The organism is Herbiconiux sp., from assembly GCF_023264895.1.
In the GTDB taxonomy this organism is placed as follows: domain Bacteria; phylum Actinomycetota; class Actinomycetes; order Actinomycetales; family Microbacteriaceae; genus Herbiconiux.
This window is the reverse complement of sequence record NZ_JAHFUY010000093.1, coordinates 1-17,005: the sequence shown is the minus strand read 5'-3', so window position 1 is coordinate 17,005 and position 17,005 is coordinate 1. Positions and strand designations below refer to the sequence as shown.

General features: G+C 71.7%; 10 protein-coding genes and 3 tRNA genes. 9 read left to right on the top strand and 4 right to left on the bottom strand.

Annotation, left to right across the window (positions count from 1 at the left end):
• A partial coding sequence (locus tag Q0D57_RS15740; protein WP_291045787.1) for an EamA family transporter occupies positions 1–288 on the bottom strand: 288 nt, incomplete at its 3' end.
• 85 nt (positions 289–373) lie between these two features.
• Here Q0D57_RS15740 and Q0D57_RS15735 point away from each other — a divergent pair.
• Together Q0D57_RS15735 and Q0D57_RS15730 are read left to right on the top strand one after the other, a co-directional pair.
• Entirely contained in the window at positions 374–1,774 is a 1,401-nt protein-coding gene (locus Q0D57_RS15735; RefSeq protein WP_291045785.1) for a PLP-dependent aminotransferase family protein, read from the top strand.
• 181 nt (positions 1,775–1,955) lie between these two features.
• Positions 1,956–9,638 (top strand): DUF5979 domain-containing protein, encoded by a 7,683-nt coding sequence (locus tag Q0D57_RS15730; RefSeq protein WP_291045783.1) that lies wholly within the window; start codon positions 1,956–1,958, stop codon positions 9,636–9,638.
• A 152-nt stretch (positions 9,639–9,790) separates the two neighbouring features.
• Here Q0D57_RS15730 and Q0D57_RS15725 read toward each other — a convergent pair whose 3' ends face one another.
• Both Q0D57_RS15725 and Q0D57_RS15720 read right to left on the bottom strand, forming a co-directional pair.
• Positions 9,791–10,474 carry an NUDIX domain-containing protein gene (locus Q0D57_RS15725; protein WP_291045781.1) on the bottom strand — a complete coding sequence of 228 codons (684 nt, stop codon included), beginning with the start codon at positions 10,472–10,474 and terminating at the stop codon, positions 9,791–9,793.
• Entirely contained in the window at positions 10,471–10,959 is a 489-nt protein-coding gene (locus tag Q0D57_RS15720; protein ID WP_291045779.1) for a YajQ family cyclic di-GMP-binding protein, read from the bottom strand. The genes Q0D57_RS15725 and Q0D57_RS15720 overlap by 4 nt, the downstream gene beginning before the upstream one ends.
• Positions 10,960–11,012: 53 nt before the next feature.
• Between Q0D57_RS15720 and Q0D57_RS15715 the strand changes: the two genes are divergently transcribed.
• The 5 genes from Q0D57_RS15715 to Q0D57_RS15695 all read left to right on the top strand — a co-directional run bounded on the left by Q0D57_RS15715 (position 11,013) and on the right by Q0D57_RS15695 (position 14,505).
• Positions 11,013–11,792 (top strand): lytic murein transglycosylase, encoded by a 780-nt coding sequence (locus Q0D57_RS15715; RefSeq protein ID WP_291045777.1) that lies wholly within the window; start codon positions 11,013–11,015, stop codon positions 11,790–11,792.
• A 91-nt stretch (positions 11,793–11,883) separates the two neighbouring features.
• Positions 11,884–11,968, top strand: a tRNA-Tyr gene (locus tag Q0D57_RS15710).
• A gap of 18 nt (positions 11,969–11,986) precedes the next feature.
• The gene (locus Q0D57_RS15705) at positions 11,987–12,856 is read left to right on the top strand and encodes an inositol monophosphatase family protein (protein ID WP_291045775.1); all 870 of its coding nucleotides are present in this window, start codon (positions 11,987–11,989) and stop codon (positions 12,854–12,856) included.
• A 296-nt stretch (positions 12,857–13,152) separates the two neighbouring features.
• The gene (locus Q0D57_RS15700; RefSeq protein WP_291045773.1) at positions 13,153–13,995 is read left to right on the top strand and encodes a hypothetical protein; all 843 of its coding nucleotides are present in this window, start codon (positions 13,153–13,155) and stop codon (positions 13,993–13,995) included.
• A gap of 54 nt (positions 13,996–14,049) precedes the next feature.
• Positions 14,050–14,505 (top strand): M23 family metallopeptidase, encoded by a 456-nt coding sequence (locus tag Q0D57_RS15695; protein ID WP_291045771.1) that lies wholly within the window; start codon positions 14,050–14,052, stop codon positions 14,503–14,505.
• A 99-nt stretch (positions 14,506–14,604) separates the two neighbouring features.
• Here the strand turns inward: Q0D57_RS15695 and Q0D57_RS15690 are convergent, their stop codons facing one another.
• Positions 14,605–16,422, bottom strand: a complete 1,818-nt coding sequence (locus Q0D57_RS15690) for a glycoside hydrolase family 13 protein (RefSeq protein WP_291045770.1) — start codon at positions 16,420–16,422, stop codon at positions 14,605–14,607.
• A gap of 93 nt (positions 16,423–16,515) precedes the next feature.
• On the opposite strand from Q0D57_RS15690, the gene Q0D57_RS15685 reads away from it, so the two are divergent.
• Both Q0D57_RS15685 and Q0D57_RS15680 read left to right on the top strand, forming a co-directional pair.
• Positions 16,516–16,587, top strand: a tRNA-Thr gene (locus Q0D57_RS15685).
• A gap of 50 nt (positions 16,588–16,637) precedes the next feature.
• Positions 16,638–16,711, top strand: a tRNA-Met gene (locus Q0D57_RS15680).
• Positions 16,712–17,005: the final 294 nt, after the last annotated feature.

Genomic DNA, 17,005 nt, shown 5'->3' with positions numbered 1-17,005 from the left:
CACGACGGCTCCGTGCGACGCGGGCGAGGTCTGCAGCGCGAACGAGGTGAGGAACGGGAAGCCGAGCACGACGCCGGCCGCCACCACGAGGATGCGCGGCCACAGCCGTCGGGCGGGCGGCCGCGTGCGGGTCACCGCGAGCACGGCCACGGCGAGGGCGGCCGCCACGACCGCGCGGCCTGCTCCCACGAGCAGCGGATCGAACTCGGCCACCGCCACCCGCGTGAACGGCAGCGTGAACGAGAAGGCCAGCACCCCCACGAATCCCCAGAGGAGGCCGGCGGGCATCCGGGAGCGTGGGGGAGACGCGGGCCCGGTGCCCCGCGAGGATAGCGGTGCGGTGACCGACGGAGTAGCGCTACTATCGTGCTTCATGAGCAACGGTAGCAGTGCCGAGCGGATCGCGACAGAGCTGCGCGCCGAGCTCGCGGGCGCGCCTGCGGGTTCGCGCGTGCCCAGCACCCGCTCCCTCACCGACCGGTTCGGCGCGAGCCCCGTGACCGTGCAGCAGGCGATGCGCCTGCTCGTGCGCCAGGGTCTCGTGGAATCCCGGACCGGCGCGGGGACCTTCGTGCGCCCGAGCGCCCCCGCCCCGCGCGCCGACTTCGGCTGGCAGACCGCCGCGCTCGGGCCGGTGCCGAGCGGCGGCGGTGAGGTCGGCTCCACCCTCCAGAACCCCGCCGACGACGTGATCGCCCTACACAGCGGCTACCCCGCCGACGACCTGCTGCCCGTGCGCGCCGTGCGGGCCGCCCTCGCGCGGGCGTCGCGCTCGCGCTCGGCGATCGACCGTCCGCCGGCCGCCGGGGTGCCCGAGCTCCGCACCTGGTTCGCGCACGAGGTCGCCGAGGCGACGACCTCGGCCGGGGGTGCGCCGGCGGCGTCGGACGTCGTGGTGATGCCGGGAGGCCAGAGCGCCCTGTCGTCGGTGTTCCGCTCGCTCGCCCGCCCTGGCGACACCGTGCTGATGGAGTCGCCCGGCTACTGGGGCGCCATCGCCGCCGCGCGCCAGGCCGGGCTCGTGGTGGTGCCGGTGCCGCGCGACGGCGACGGCGCCGTCGACCCGGTGGTGCTCGCCGAGGCCTTCGAGCGCACCCGCGCCCGCCTCTTCTACGCCATGCCCCACTTCGCCAACCCCACCGGCAGCGCCTGGTCGCCGCGCGAGGCCTCCGCCATCCTCGACGTCGTGCGCCAGAACGCCGCCTTCCTCGTGGAGGACGACTGGGCCCACGACTTCGCGCTCGACGTGCCGGTGCGCCCGCTCGTGGCCGAGGATCCGGACGGCCACGTGGTCTACGTGCGCTCGCTCACCAAGAGCCTGTCGCCCGCCGTGCGCATCGCGGCCGTGATCGCCCGGGGGCCCGCCGGATCCCGCATCCGCACCGACCGCGTCATCGACGGACTCTACGTGAGCGGCGTGCTGCAGACCGCCGCGCTCGAGGTGGTGACGGCACCCGGCTGGGCGGCGCACGGCCGGCGCATGCGCGAGCAGCTGCGGCGGCGGCGGGATGCGCTCGTCGCACTCGTCGACGCCCATCTGCCCGGCACGCTCACGGCTGTTCCGGCCGGTGGGCTCAACCTGTGGCTGCGCCTGCCCGACGGCTCCGACGCCGAGCTGTTCACCGCCCGGGCGGCCTCCCGGGGCGTGCTCGTGTCGCCCGGGGCCGAGTGGTTCCCGGCCGAGCCGACGGGCCCGTTCGTGCGCCTGAACTACTCGGGCCCCGATCCCTCGCGCTTCGGCGAGGCCGTCCGCATCCTCGCCGACTGCCTCTGAGCGGCACCCGCGCCGGAGGGTGAACCGGAGGGTGAAGACGGCGCCCGCGGCCCTCCGCGCCGACAGCCGGTCCCTAGAGTCGACACCGATTCAGTAGAGAGCCGGTACTCCGCGCGCTCGCCCGGTGCGTTCCTGCATGCCGCCCTCTGCTGGCTGAAGACCGCAAAAAGGGGATCCGATCGTGAAGCACCGCAGCACCACTCCGTCATCCGGCAAGCGCTGGTACCAGCGCCTCGGCCTCACCGCCTCCGCCCTCACCGTCGCCCTCCTCGGCGCGATGCTCGTGGTGGTGCCCGCGACCTCGGCGGCCGCGGCCGACCCGAGCTTCCTCGCCATCGACAAGACGGTCAACGGCCAGGAGGCCGTGACGATCGATCCGGGTGAGGAGTTCACCTACACGATCTCGGTGAGCTGCAGCGACGAGGACTGCACCGACGCCGTGCTCACCGACACCCTGCCGGCCGAGTTCGGCGTGCCCGGTCAGGGCTTCGAGATCCTCGCCACGAACACGGTGCCCTCGGGTGTCGCCACGATCGCCTTCGCCGGCTGCTCGACCACCGTCACCGACCCCTGCACCCTCACCGCCACCTACACGCAGGACCTCGGCGCCGGTGCCGTGGGCATCCTCGCGGGCGAGTCGGTCGACGTGCAGGTGACCCTCAAGGCGCCGCAGAACCTCCCCGCGACCTGGCCCTCCAACGGCATCGCCGTCACCAACACCGCCTCGGTCGTCGCCACGAACTCGCAGAACGAGCCGCAGGACAGCGCCGACGTCACCGTCTCCATCCCCGTCTCGGTCGGCACCGACGTCACGAAGACCTGGCAGCCCGCCACCCAGGGCTTCGCGCCCGGCAGCGCCTCGGCCGTCACCCTCACCTCGCAGAACACCTCGAACGTGGCGGCCTCGAGCCTCGTGTTCCAGGATCCGACCTCGGCCACCGCCGGCGCGACGGCCCTCGGCGACGACAACCCCTTCCTCGTGACCGACTTCGCCGGCTTCGGCGCCGTCTCGCTCCCCGCCGGTGCCACCACGGTGCAGGTCGACGCCTACGTGTTCGACGCGGGCTCCGGATCGTACATCTGGGTTCCCGGATCGCCTCGCGGCCCCAGCGACATCGCGCTCCCCGACGGCGTCTCCGAGGCCGACGTCGTGGGCCTCCGCTTCACCTACGCGGCCGCCGACGGCGCCGCAGCCCTCGCCCCGAACGGTTCCGCCGGCAGCGTCGTGCTCGAGCTCGAGCAGCGTGCCACCGACCGCCGCTCGGGCGACTCCCTCGTGGGCGGCGCGAACGTCGTCAACACCGTGAACGGATCCGTGAACGTGCCGGGCGAGGAGCCCGCGTTCGACAACGCCGCCGCGCCGTACGCGATCGGCAGCGTCTCGGTCGCCGTCGACGCCGCCAAGTCGATCAGCCCCTCCCGCGTGCCCGCCGGCGTTCCCGCCACGGCCGTCATCACGGGCCAGAACTCCTCCAACGCCCCGCTCGAGGTCTTCACCCTCGACGACCGCGACTTCTTCACCGAGACCGTGCAGTTCTCGGGCTTCCTCGCTCCGCTGACCTACCCCACGGGCGCCACCGCGGGCACCATCACCTGGTTCTCCGCCGCGGGAGCCCCCGTCTCGGTGCCCTTCGCGAGCGGCGACACCCCCGATGCGCCCACCCCGGCGGCGGGCGACCACCTCACCGGCTTCTCGATCTCGTTCACCGGATCGATCCCGCCCAACGCCCAGGCCGGCGCCCAGTTCTCGGTGACCCCCGGTGTCGGCCTCGTGCCCGACGCCGGCACCTCGGTCGAGCTCGTCAACACCCTCGTCGTCTCCGGCACCAACCCCGGCGGTTCGGCGGAGGACTCCGCCACCGCCCCGCTCGAGGTCTTCTTCCCGGACATCGAGCTCGCGATCACGAAGACCATCCAGCCCGGCAGCGCCATCGCCCCCGGTGCCACCGCGGTGGTGCAGCTGCCGACCTCGACCTCGACCGACTCTGCATTCGTGAACCCGCACACCATCGTGGTGGAGGACCTCTACCGCGCGGGCGTCGCCGACGACTTCTGGAACGCGTTCCAGCCGATCGCGATCGCCCCCACCCAGGTGCTCGCGGGATCCACCCTCACCATCGAGTACACCCTCGACGGCAGCAGCTGGACGACCTTCGAGGTCGTCGGCCCCTCCGCCACCACCGAGGTCTACTCCGGCAACCTGCCGGCCGGTGCGATCGCCGGCATCGTGGGCCTCCGCTTCACCTTCGAGAACCCCGAGGGCTTCCCGCAGGGCACGACCGTGAGCCCGAACGCCGTCTTCCAGGCGCTCCCCACCACCCGCGCAGACGGCACCCCCACCTCCGTGGTGAACGGCCCCGCCTCCGCCTACACCGACATCGCCACCGCCCAGGGCGAGGGATCCGTCGCCGGCGGCACCGTGCCCGTCGTGAGCGACGTGGTGCAGGACGACGCCGTGGCCCAGATCCGCAGCGAGTCGGGCATCGGCACGCTGATGGGCGCGAAGGCCTGGCGCACCACCGACTTCGGCGCCGACCTCGACCTGCTGAGCTCGCAGTCGGCCGAGCGTGCGGGAACGCGCCTCGGCTGGGGCGTCACCGCCACCGGCTACAGCGAGGTCACCGTGACCGACCCCGCGGGCGCCCACGCGCAGCCCGCCGAGACCGTCTTCCAGGCTTTCGACCTCAAGCAGATCCCGGCCATCACCTACGCGATCGACCCGCTGCTGCGCTGGGACAGCGTGACGGCCGTCGAGCTGTGGCGCTCGGGCGCCTGGGTGGCCGTCACGCCGCCCGGCGGTGACTGGATGGGCTCGAACGGCTTCAAGGGCTACACGCTCTCGGGCCAGGAGTCTGCCGAGACCACGGGCGTGCGCTTCACCGTGGAGCCGAACGACGCCGCGCGTGCCGCGAGCACGAACCCCGTCACCCCGCCCGTGGGCTCCGGTGTCGCCACGAGCGCCTTCGACAGCCCGCGCGAGTTCCGCCTCATCTACGAACTCCGCAACACGCTCCGCGTGCCGGCCGCGAACCCCTCCTACCCGTGGGTGACCGCCACGCAGTCGTTCAACGACGCCGCCGCCGGAACGATCGTCAACACGGTCGCCGTGGCGGGCGTGCAGAACGGCTCGGACGTCGGCCCCCGCATCGCGAGCGACACCATCGCGCTGATCAACCAGCCGCCGGGCGTCGACATCGTGAAGGCCACCCAGAAGACCCAGATGGTGGTGCCGAACCTCGGTGACGTGCCGGCGTCGGGCTACCCCACGAACGACTTCACGCTCACGGCGAAGAACACCTCGTCGTCGCGCGCCTCCTACCTGCGGGTCACCGATCCGATGCCGTGCTCCGACGTCGCCGAGTGCGCGAGCCCCGCGGATGCCTGGGGCGCGAACCCCTACGCCGGTGCGGCGTACGACCCGGCCACGAACCCGTTCGAGCGCTTCACCCTCACCGGCCTCGTGTTCGCGGTCAACACCAACCAGATCAGCCCGGCCGACTCGGTCGTGACGCTCTGGGACCGCGCGGCGAACGGCACCCTCACCTCCCGCACCACCACGGTCGCGGCAGCGGGGGCGCTCGCCGCCGCCGACCTGCAGACCGTGGTCGGCGTGAGCGTGACCTACCAGGGCACGAACCCGGCCGTCGACGGCGGATCGATCGTCTCGGGCACCGAGGTGAAGCTCACGCTGAAGACCCAGCTGCGGCCCACCCTCCGCAGCGACAGCACGGTGGCGGTCGCTCCATTCACCGTGGAGAACTACGCCTTCGCCCAGGGCTACGACCCGGTGCTCTACCCGGCCGGCACCCCCGGTGACACGCCCTTCGACAGCGACAACAAGGCGATCACCCTCATCCAGGGCAGCCTCGACGTCACGGCCGCCAAGGCGTTCGACCCCGACGTGCTGCTCGAGAAGGATCGCGGAGCGCTCGTGACCGCGACCCTCCGCGCTACCCAGGGCTCCTCGACGGTGCCCACCAACCAGGTGACGATCGCCGACACCGACGCCGAGTTCTTCAACCAGTACCGCCTCGACGGCCTCACCGCCGCCGACGTGACGCTGCCCACCGGCGCCGACCGTGTGCGGGTCGACGTGCAGCTCGACGGCAGCACCGACTGGATCGCGGGCACCGCCGCGGCGACGGCCTCGCTGCCGGCCCTGCCGAACGGGAAGTCGGCCGCCGACGTCACGGGCATCCGCTTCGTCTTCGACCGCGCCGACGGCGGGCTGTTCTCGAACACGGCCATCCCGGCGAACTACACCGCCACGGCCCTGCTGAAGGTGCGCCTGCTCGAGGTGGCGAGGAACGGCGACCCGATCGTGTTCCCGAGCTCGCTCGAGAACACGGTGCAGACGAACTCGCACCGCACGGACGACCCCGCGGTCTACCCGGACGCGAACGCCGAGGCCACCGACGGCATCGCCCTCGAGGCGGGCACCTTCGCCCTCGACGTGTCGAAGACCCCGTTCGGCAACGTGCACACGGTGACTCCGCTCACCGACAACGAGTGGACGCTGACCTTCCGCAACTCCGGCACCGGCATCCTCACCATCGCCGACCTCGTCGACACCCTGCCCGAGAAGCTCAACTGGAACGGCGAGGAGCCCGTGTTCGCCACGAGCACCGGCGGCACCCTGTCGACCGACGTGGCCGTGGTCTACGACGCCCCCACCAAGAAGCTCACGCTCAGCTGGCCTGAGGACGGCCGGCGGATGCAGCCCGGCGAGACCTTCACGGTCAAGCTCGGCATCGTGCTCGACGTGGGACTCACGAGCGGCCAGCGCGCCACCAACCAGATCGTGGTCTCGACCGGACAGACCCTCCAGGCCTGCACCAACACCTCGGGCAACGGTCAGGGCACCCTCGCCGGCGTCGCCGCCAACGAGTGCGGCACCACGAACTACGTGGGACCGCAGCCCGGCAGCGCCATGATCTCGACCAAGTCGGTCAAGGGCGACGTGGTGGAGCCGCTCGTCCCGGGCGCGGTCAACACCACCGACCCCGCCCTGCCCTGCATCGCCGACGCCGAGGGCTACTTCCGCTCGCCGTGCGCCGCGAACACGCGGGTCGGCGGCACCGACAGCTGGAAGCTCGTGCCCGTGAACAACGGCACGATCGCCTCGACCTCTTTCACCGTGGTCGACGCGCTGCCGTTCGCCGGCGACCGTCGTCTCGCCACGGGCGTCTCCCGCGGCTCCACCTTCCAGCCCGTGCTCTCGGCCGACTCCGTGAGCGTCTCCGCCCCGGATGGCGCCTCGAGCACCGTCGAGGTCACGACCGCGGCCGACGTCTGCCTCGGCACGGGAACGACCTCGGCCTGGCCGACCGACCCCACCTGCTCCACGCATCCGGTGGCCTCGGAGTGGTCGGCGATCGCCGACTACGACGGCGACTGGACCGACATCACGGGCCTCCGGGTCACCGTGGACTTCGCCGGCGCAGCCGGTGGCGTGCTGGCACCCGGCGGTTCGGTCACGGTGCGCTACGACACCGTGAACCAGCCGGTGACGGCGGATGACGCGGGGCTCGCTCCGGTCGAGGTGCCCGTGGGTGCCGAGTTCGCCTGGAACCAGATCGGCGTCTTCGCGCAGTTCGTCTCGGGGGCACCCAAGAGCGCGGCCTCGAACTACGCGGGCGTCACGCTCCAGGGCGGTCCGCTCCAGGTCACGAAGACGATCACGGGCGACGGTGCGCAGTTCGCACCCGACTCGTTCGACGCCACCGTGGCCTGCACCGTGGCCGGCGCCGACGTGCAGTTCGGCTCCGACCAGCTGACCTTCGACGAGGAGAACGGCTACACCGTGCGCGTCGACGGCATCCCGCTCGGGGCATCCTGCTCGGTCGTCGAGAACGGCGATCCCGGATCGTACGGCGAGAGCAGCCGGTCGGTGACGCCCGCCTCGGTGAGCATCCTCACCCCGGCTGTGGGAACCGCTCCCGTGCCCGCCACCCAGAGCGTCGCCATCACGAACGACTACGCCCTCACCTCGCTCACGGTCTCCAAGGCCGTCGAGACCGTGGCGACCGTCGGCTCGTTCGGGCCGTTCGACTACACCGTGAGCTGCCTCGCGGACGACGGATCGCCGGTCGAGCTCGCCGAGGGCGACGCCGCGTTCAGCCTCGAGGCGGGTGCCTCGCGCACCATCGGCGGCATCCCGGTGCTGGCCGACTGCACGGTCACCGAGACCGGTGCCGATCACGCGCTCGACGCCGGCAACTCGGTCACGGTGTCGGTCGACGGTGCCGCCGGGACCACCGGCGCCACGGTCTCCGTGCCCGTCGGCCCCGAGGGTGCGACGGCCGCGTACACGAACACCTACGCCGCCGGCACGCTGACCGTGTGGAAGGGCCTCGCCGGAGACGGCGCGGGCGACGGATCGGGAACCCCCTCACCCGAGGACGGCTACGGCCAGGGACCCTTCACCATCGCGGTGGAGTGCACCTACGACGGCCAGACGCTCTACGACGACTCCTTCGAGATCGTCGGCGACGAGTCGCACCTCGTGGAGGAGATCTTCCCGATCGGCACCCTCTGCGCCGTGTCGGAGACGGTCGACGGCGGAGCCACCTCCACCACGATCTCGGACGCCTCGGTGCTGATCGTCGGCCCCACAGGCGACGAGGAGCCCTACGGCAACGTGCAGGTCGACGTCACCAACACCTTCGGCCTCGGCGAGGTGGAGGTCGTCAAGACCATCGAGGGCTCGGGAGCCGAGACCTACGGCGCCGGCCCGTTCACCGCGGTCGTCACCTGCACCTGGGTGAAGGACGGCGAGACGCTCACCATCCCGCTGCCCGGCGGCGGCGTGGTCGAGCTGTCGGCCGAGAACGGCTACCGCGCCGTGGTCTCCGGCCTGATCGCCGGAGCCGAGTGCACGATCGTCGAGACCGTGGCCGGAGGCGCGACGTCGACGACGTACGCTCCTGACGCGGGCACGGTCGTGGTTCCCGACGGCTCGCCGGTCGAGGCCACCGTCACCAACACCTTCGACACCGGATCGCTCGAGATCGTCAAGGAGCGCGTCGGCACCGGCGTCTCCCGCTTCGGCGAGGGGCCCTTCACCGCGCAGGTCACCTGCACCTGGGAGAAGGACGGCGTGCTCACCCCGATCGCGCTCGACGACGACGGCGTGGTGGTGCTCTCCGAGGAGAACGGCTACCGGGCCTCGATCGACGACCTCATCGTGGGCGCCGTCTGCGTGGTCGTCGAGACCGACCAGGGCCTCGCCACCGACTCGTCGGTCTCGCCCGAGGACGGCATCACGATCGTCGCCGACGGCGACGAGGCGGGGCCGGCCACGGTGACCATCACGAACACGTTCGACGTGGGCCAGCTGCAGATGTCGAAGACCGTCGACAAGAAGGCCGCGACCGTGGGCGACACCCTCGTCTACACGATCACGCTCGAGAACATCGGCGAGATCGACGCGACCGACCTCACGGTGACCGACTACCTGCCGGCCGCGCTCACGGTGGTCTCCACCGATCCGCCCGCCACCGCGGGAGCCGACGGAGAGCTGACCTGGACGGTCGACTCGCTGCCGGTCGGAGCGACGCGCACCTTCGTGATCACCGCCACGGTGACCTCTGCGGGCACGGTCGCGAACCTCGCCGACGTCACCAACCCGCCCGGCCCCTGGGGCGACGTCTCCCACGAAGGCGACACGTCGCCCGACGGCGACTCGCAGGCGGTCACCGAGGTGAGCGTGCCGGTTCTGCCCGGCGTGCCGACGGGCCCCGGAGGCCTCGCGAGCACCGGATCGGGCCTCGCGCTCGGCCTCGGCGGCGGCGCGGCGGTGCTGCTGCTCGGGCTCGCGCTCGTGCTCGTGCGACGCCGGTCGGCTGCTCTGCAGAGCGAGTAGAGATGTGCGCCCGGGTCCGTTCGAGAGAGCGGGCCCGGGTGTGCGGCACCAAGGCCCGATCGCGTGTCCCCACCCTCGATCCGGGCCTTTCGTGCGCCTCCGCGGGCGTCTCGCCCGGCCTCGGTCGGGCGTCCGCCCGGTCGCGCGCGGCCTCAGCGGGCGAAGGGGCCGCGGAGGGCCGCCCACTGCAGCAGCATGATGGTCTTCGCGTCGACGATGTCGGTGCCGATGCGGGAGAGCGCGTCGTCGATGTCGAGCTCGACCAGCTCGATGTCCTCGCCCTCCTCGGCGAGCCCGCCCCCGGCATCCGCCCGGTCGGCCGCGTCGTAGGGCGCCGCGAAGAAGTGGATCTTCTCGGTGATCGACCCCGGGCTCATGTAGGCCTCGAAGAGGGTCTCGACCTCGCCCACGGCGTAGCCGGTCTCCTCGCGTGCCTCGCGGCGGATGGCGGTCTCGGCGTCGTCCTCGTCGAGGAGGCCCGCCGGGGTCTCGAGCAGCTCGCCGTCGGGGTGGCCGTTGACGTAGGCCGGGTAGCGGAACTGGCGGATCAGCAGCACGGTGCGCCTGGTGGCGTCGTGGAGCAGGATGGTGGCGCCGTTGCCGCGATCGTAGGTCTCCCGATCCTCGGTCGACCAGTGGCCGTCACGATGCCGGAAGCGGATGCGCGTGGTGCGCGTGACGTACCAGTTCGAGCTCAGGAGGGTCACGGACTCGACCTGCACGCGGGGGTTGCCCGTGAGGTCGAGGCCCGTGCGGTCGAGGCCGGTGCGGCCACGGCGGTCGGGGACGTCGACTCCGGGGGTGCCGGTGCCGGTGGAGCCGTCCTCCGTCGTCACCGGAAGTTGATGAACTGCAGCGCCACGTCGAGGTCGGCGCCCTTCAGCAGCGCCATCGTCGCCTGCAGGTCGTCGCGGCTCTTCGACGACACCCGCAGCTCGTCGCCCTGGATCTGCGACTTGACGCTCTTGGGGGCCTCGTCGCGGATGAGCTTGTTGATCTTCTTCGCGTCGTCCTGGGCGATGCCCTCCTTCATGGAGGCCTCGAGCCGGTACTCCTTGCCGCTCGCGTAGGGCTCGCCCGCATCCAGCGACCGCAGCGAGATGCCGCGCTTGATCAGCTTCGACTCGAACACCTCGAGGATCGCCTTCACGCGCTCCTCGGAGTTCGCCTTCATCATCACCTTCTCGCCGCTCCACTCGATCGACGCGCCGATGTTCTTGAAGTCGTAGCGCTGCGCCACTTCCTTCTGCGCCTGGTTGAGGGCGTTGTCCGCCTCCATCTTGTCGACCTTGCTGACCACGTCAAACGATGAATCTGCCATGCCCCGCATTTTACGCTGTCCCGACTGTCAGGGGGGTCTGGTTGAGTGGGGGCATGCGCTTCAGCCTGTCGTCCCGGTCCGGCTCCGGCCCCGTGGCGGGGGTGGCGGGGGCGGCAGGTGTGCTGACGGTGATGGCGGGCGTGCTTGCGCTCAGCGGCTGCGCCACGACTCCCGGGGGCGACGGCGGGCCGGATGCGACGTACGCGGTGTTCGCCGAGACTCCGGCGGCGAGCGGTGCCGGCAGCTACGCCGACGACACGCCGACCGCCGAGCTGCCCGATCCCGCGTGGCTCGACGAGGTGGCCGAGGCCACCGGCATCCCGCGCCGGGCCCTGCAGGGGTATGCGGGCGCCGCCCTCGTGAGCGCCGAGGTGCGGCCCGAGTGCCACCTCGGCTGGAACACGCTCGCGGGCATCGGCTGGGTGGAGTCGCACCACGGCACGATCTTCGGCGGGGCGATCCAGGAGAACGGGGTCACGAGCGACCTCATCATCGGGGTGCCGCTCGACGGCGTCGGCTTCCAGGAGATCCCGGACAGCGACGACGGCGCCGTCGACGGCGACACCGAGTGGGACCGCGCGGTCGGGCCGATGCAGTTCGTGCCCACCACCTGGGCCGCCTGGGCCACGGAGGCCAACGGTGACGGGGTCCCCGACATCCACAACATCGACGACTCCTCCCTCTCGGCCGCCGAGTACCTCTGCTTCTCCGGCGGCGACCTCGGCACCGAGGAGGGCTGGCGGGCCGCCATCGCGGGCTACAACGAGTCGCCCGCCTACCTCGACGAGGTGCTCGAGTACGCCGATCGGTACGCGAGCGAAGCGGCCGGCTGAGCCGTCGGCGACGCGATTTCGCGGCGGGGCCTCCGCCGGGTATCCTTGACCAGCGCCTTCGGTTGTGTGATGAACGTGGTCGGGTGCGCCTGGCGAGTTACCCAAGCGGCCAAAGGGATCTGACTGTAAATCAGACTGCTCAGCATTCGGGGGTTCGAATCCCTCACTCGCCACCAGAACATCACGGAGAAGCCATGCCAAGTGCATCGTCCTCGTCCCTTCCTCAGTCGCAGGCTGCAGAGCTCCTCGCGATCGCCCGTGCGATCGGCGTCGAAGCCGGCTCGCTGATCGCCCACCGCCGCGCCGAGGGCGTCACGATCGCCGCCTCCAAGTCGGCACCCGAAGACGTCGTAACCTTCGCCGACCGCGAGAGCGAGGACTTCATCCGCGCCCGCCTCGCCGAACTCCGGCCGGAGGACGGCTTCCTCGGCGAGGAGTCGACCGGCACGGCCACCCCCGGCACCTCGGGCATCGTGTGGGTCGTCGACCCGATCGACGGCACCGTCAACTACCTCTACGACATCCCCGCCTACGCCGTGAGCATCGCCGCCGTGGCCGTGACCCCCGGCGACCCGATCGACGCCGAGCACTGGCAGGCCCTCGCAGGTGTCGTGGTCAACCCCGTGCTCGGAGAGGTCTTCTCGGCGAGCCTCGGCGGTGGCGCGCACCTCGGCGACCGGCGGCTGCACGCCAACACGGGCGTCGAGCTCTCCCAGGCCCTCGTGGGCACGGGCTTCGCCTACAGCGCCGAGCTGCGCGTGAAGCAGGCCGCCGTGGTGCAGGGGCTCGTGGCGCGGGTGCGCGACATCCGGCGCGCCGGATCGGCCGCGCTCGACCTCTGCTCGGTGGCCGCCGGCCGCCTCGACGCCTACGGGGAGCGCGGGCTGAACGCGTGGGACCACGCCGCCGGTGCTCTCATCGCCCGCGAGGCCGGCGCCAGGGTGAGCGGATTCGAGGGTGCGGCCGAGAGCGCGATCATGACGTTCGCGGCGGCACCGGATCTGGCCGACCAGCTCGAGCCGCTCTTCTTCGAGCTGCACAAGGCCGCGGGACTGCCCCTCTGATCGGGACTTCTCCCGGGCTCGCCCGTCGCACGTGCGCGTTGGTGCCCTAGTACGGCACCGGTCCTGTGGCAATCCCCAGGAACGGTCGGTAGCCTTGTCCGATCCGTGATCTCGCACCCCCGAGATGCTGCCCGACGATCGACCCGGAGATTTTCACGCCCGTGCCACGCCCGACTTCACGCCAAGATGACGACGCATCTGAACGCGAGGCCTCCGGTTCGACGACGCACCAGAACCCCTCTTCCCGCGAGGGCTCTGCCCTTCCGTCCCGCCGCAGCCTGCGCACAGGTGGGCCCGTGACGGCCGCCGCCGCCGCTGAAGCCGCTCTGTCGGCCACCACTCCGCCTTCGCCCGCTGCCGCCCGTCGGCGCCGCGACCTGCGAGCCGCCGGTGCTCCGGGCGAGGAGAAGGTCACCGAGGACGCCGCGGCCGTTCAGGCCACCGAGACCGCCGCCACCGCCGCCGTGTCGGCACGTCGTGCGGCGCGGCTCGCCGCGGCCAGCACCATCGCGGCGCCGCGCCCCCACGCGCAGCCGCTCACCCTCGAGCCGCAGATCATCACCGTCGAGGGCACCGTCGCGGAGGGCGACACCGCCGCTGCAAGGCGGAAGGCCGGCCGGCGTGCCGCCGAGGCCTTCTCCGACGCGATCGAGCGCCCGTCGGGCGGCCGCCGTGCGATCGTGCCCGTCGCGACCACCGTCGTGCCGATCGAGCCCCTCGACGAGGTCGCGGTCGCACCGGCCGCCCCTGCGGTGTCCAAGCCCGTGAGCCGGCGCTCGCTGCGCACCGCGTCGCCCGCCGTGCCCGCCGCCGACGAGCCCGTCTCGGAGTCGCAGTCCGTGGCCCCGCCCGCATCCGGCGCATCCGGTTCGCCCATCGCATCCGCTGCGCCCACGGGGCGGCGCAGCCGGCGCGGCCCGGGCGGTTCCGGCGGCAAGGGTGCCTTCAGCATCATCGCCATGCTCTTCGCCACCGGCATCGCGGTGGCCGCCACGATGCCCGCCACCGCGCTGCACGCGGCCTCGAGTGCTCCGAGCACCTCAGCCGAGACCGTGCTCGCCGATGTGGCGCCGCTCGAGGCTCAGGAGCTCACCACGAGCTCCGACGTGGTGCTCGGCACCGTGGCCCGCGACGGCTAAGGCGTCACCGACCCCCGCATCCTGCAGGCTGGCGCCCGCGCGAGCGGCATGCGCGTGGCCGACACCTTCACGAACAACCCCGTCGCCGCGGTGCAGTGGCCCTTCCCGGTCGGCGTGCCGATCTCGAGCGGCTTCGGCCCGCACGACTCGCCCGGCGGAATCGGCAGCACCGACCACAAGGGCGTCGACTTCACGCCCGGCGAGGGCACGATCATCCAGTCGATCGCCGACGGCGTCGTGCGCGAGGTCGTCCCGAACGACAACGGCGGGCTCGGCGTGCACGTGATCGTCGACCACGTCGTGGACGGCCAGGCCGTCTCGAGCGTCTACGGCCACATGCTGACCGGATCGATCGAGGTCGAGGAGGGCCAGGTCATCAAGGTCACGCAGGCCCTCGGCCGCGTCGGCAACACGGGAACCTCCACGGGCGCCCACCTGCACCTCGAGATCCGTCTCGACGGCACCACGCCCGTCGACCCCTTCGCCTGGCTCGAGGCCAACGCCGGCTGAGCCGCGCCTCACTGCGGACAAAGACGAACGTCGCGACAACCGAGCCCCAGAGCGGGGTGGTTGCCGCGACGTTCGTCTTTCTCCACGCCTCGCGGCGCGTCAGGCCAGCCAGACCGTCGTGTCGGCGGGCAGGGCGGCCTCGTGCAGCTCCTCGGAGGAGAGCAGCAGCTCGCCGACCGGCAGCTCCACGGGAGTCGAGCCGAGGTTCGAGATGACCGTCACGCCGTTGTTGCGGAGCGCGATCACGTCGTCGCCGTAGCCCGGCAGCCACTCCACCGATCCGGTGCCGAGCGCGGAGCGCGCCCGCAGCGAGAGCGCGAGCTTGTAGAGCTCGAGGGTCGAGCCCGGCACGCCCTCCTGCGCGGCGCGCGCGAAGGCATCCCAGTCGCCGGGCTGCGGCAGCCAGCTCGCGGTCGAGCCGGCCGGGCCGAAGCCGTAGGTGGGGGAGCCGATCTCCCAGGGGATGGGCACGCGGCAGCCGTCGCGGCCGTACTTCTCGTGGTTCGTGCGGAACCAGGTCGGGTCCTGGCGTGCGTCGTCCGGGAGGTCGATGGCCTCGGGGAGCCCGAGCTCCTCGCCCTGGTAGACATAGGCGCTGCCGGGGAGGGCCAGCATGAGCGCCGTGGCGGCGCGGGCCCGCCGGAGCCCCAGCACGGGGTCGGGGAGGCCGGGGGAGTCCGGCCCGATGCCGGCGCCCTGGGGGTTCTCGGCGGTGAGCGCGAGGCGGGAGGCGTGTCGCACCACGTCGTGGTTCGACAGCACCCAGGTGGAGGGCGCCCCGACCGTGCCGAAGGCGTGGATGGAGGTGTCGATCACCGTGCGCAGCTCGGGAGCCGACCAGCCGGCGGAGAGGTAGGTGAAGTTGAAGGCCTGGTGCATCTCATCCGGCCGCACCCAGCGTGCGAGCTTCGTGAGCGGCTCCACCCAGGCCTCGGCGCAGAGCACGCGGTCGCCCTCGTACTCGGCCAGTACGTCGTGCCAGGCGCGGTAGATCTCGTGCACGCCGTCCTGCGCCCAGTAGGGCGGGGTGGGCGGGTCGTCGTCGGCGTGGGCGTCGATGCCCGGCTCGAGACCCACAGGGCCACCCGTGGGGTCTGTCCTGATCGACGCATCCGCGGGGTCGGTGCCGACGACGCCACCCGTGCCGCCACCCATGCTGCCGGCGTCTGCCGGTGGCGTGTAGTCGGGCAGGCCCGCCTCCTTGATGAGCCCGTGCGCGACATCCACGCGGAAGCCGTCGACCCCACGATCGAGCCAGAACCGCAGGATGTCGTGGAAGCGCTCGCGCACCCACGGGTTCTCCCAGTTGAGGTCGGGCTGGGACTTGTCGAAGATGTGCAGGTACCACTGGCCAAGGGTGCCGTCGGCCCGGATCTCGCGCTCCCACATGGGCCCGCCGAACACCGACTCCCAGTTGTTGGGCATCTCGTCGCCGTTCGGGCCCCGGCCGTCGCGGAACATGTAGCGGTCGCGCTCGGGGCTGCCCGGCTCGGCGGCGAGGGCCTCCTTGAACCACTCGTGGTCCCACGAGGTGTGGTTCGGCACGAGGTCGACGATCACCTTGAGGCCGAGCTCGTGAGCGCGCGCCAGCATGAGGTCGAAGTCGGCGAGGGTGCCGAAGATCGGATCGACGTCGCAGTAGTCGGCCACGTCGTAGCCCGCATCGTGCTGGGGGCTCGTCATGAAGGGCGAGAGCCAGACGGCATCCACACCGAGCTCGGCCAGAGCCGTGAGACGCGAGGTGATGCCGGGAAGGTCGCCGATGCCGTCGCCGTTCGCATCGGCGAACGAGCGGGGGTAGATCTGGTAGATGACGGCCGAGCGCCACCACTCTCCACCGGTGCCGACGAGGGTTGAGGCGGTCTCGGTGACGGGGGCGTCCGGGGTCTCGGGATCAGGAACGGTCTCGATGGTCATGGGGGAAACTCTAATAGGGGCCGGGGGCGGCGAAAGGGGGGCCGGAGGGATGCTATTCTCTACTGGTGCCAAAAGCCGCTTGCGGCTGTGCGCGCCCCCTTAGCTCATTGGTAGAGCACTTCCTTGGTAAGGAAGAGGTAGTGGGTCCGATTCCCACAGGGGGCTCCGGCTTCCGGCCAGCTGCGTCCCTCACGGGCGCGGCGACGCGGAGGCATGGCGGGGTAGCTCAGTTGGTTAGAGCACACGGCTCATAATCGTGGGGTCGCGGGTTCAAGTCCCGCTCCCGCTACGAAAACCCCCAAGATCTCGCCATCTTGGGGGTTTTTGCTTTGCTTCCGTGGGGCCGGTTTGGGCTCGGGCTCGCCTTCGGCTTCGGCTTCGGGGTCTGCTCGGGGTGGCTGGCGCGGGATGGATGTTCCGGTCGAGGCGCGATCCCGCATCCGCTTCGCGGACGCCCGCCAGACAGTGAGGATGGTGGTGGTACCCCCGCAGTGGGTCGTCCTGACTCGCCGCCAGTCTGACGCGTGTGTCTTGCTCGGGATCTGTCGGTCGGTTCGCTGCGGGGGTGTCTTGCACTCACCGT

Excerpts from the sequence above, each read along its gene's own strand:
- Q0D57_RS15735 (WP_291045785.1), top strand. The coding sequence starts at position 374 with ATGAGCAACGGTAGCAGTGCCGAGCGGATCGCGACAGAGCTGCGCGCC.
- Q0D57_RS15720 (WP_291045779.1), bottom strand. The coding sequence starts at position 10,959 with ATGGCAGATTCATCGTTTGACGTGGTCAGCAAGGTCGACAAGATGGAG.
- Q0D57_RS15715 (WP_291045777.1), top strand. The coding sequence starts at position 11,013 with ATGCGCTTCAGCCTGTCGTCCCGGTCCGGCTCCGGCCCCGTGGCGGGG.
- Q0D57_RS15705 (WP_291045775.1), top strand. The coding sequence starts at position 11,987 with ATGCCAAGTGCATCGTCCTCGTCCCTTCCTCAGTCGCAGGCTGCAGAG.
- Q0D57_RS15690 (WP_291045770.1), bottom strand. The coding sequence starts at position 16,422 with ATGACCATCGAGACCGTTCCTGATCCCGAGACCCCGGACGCCCCCGTC.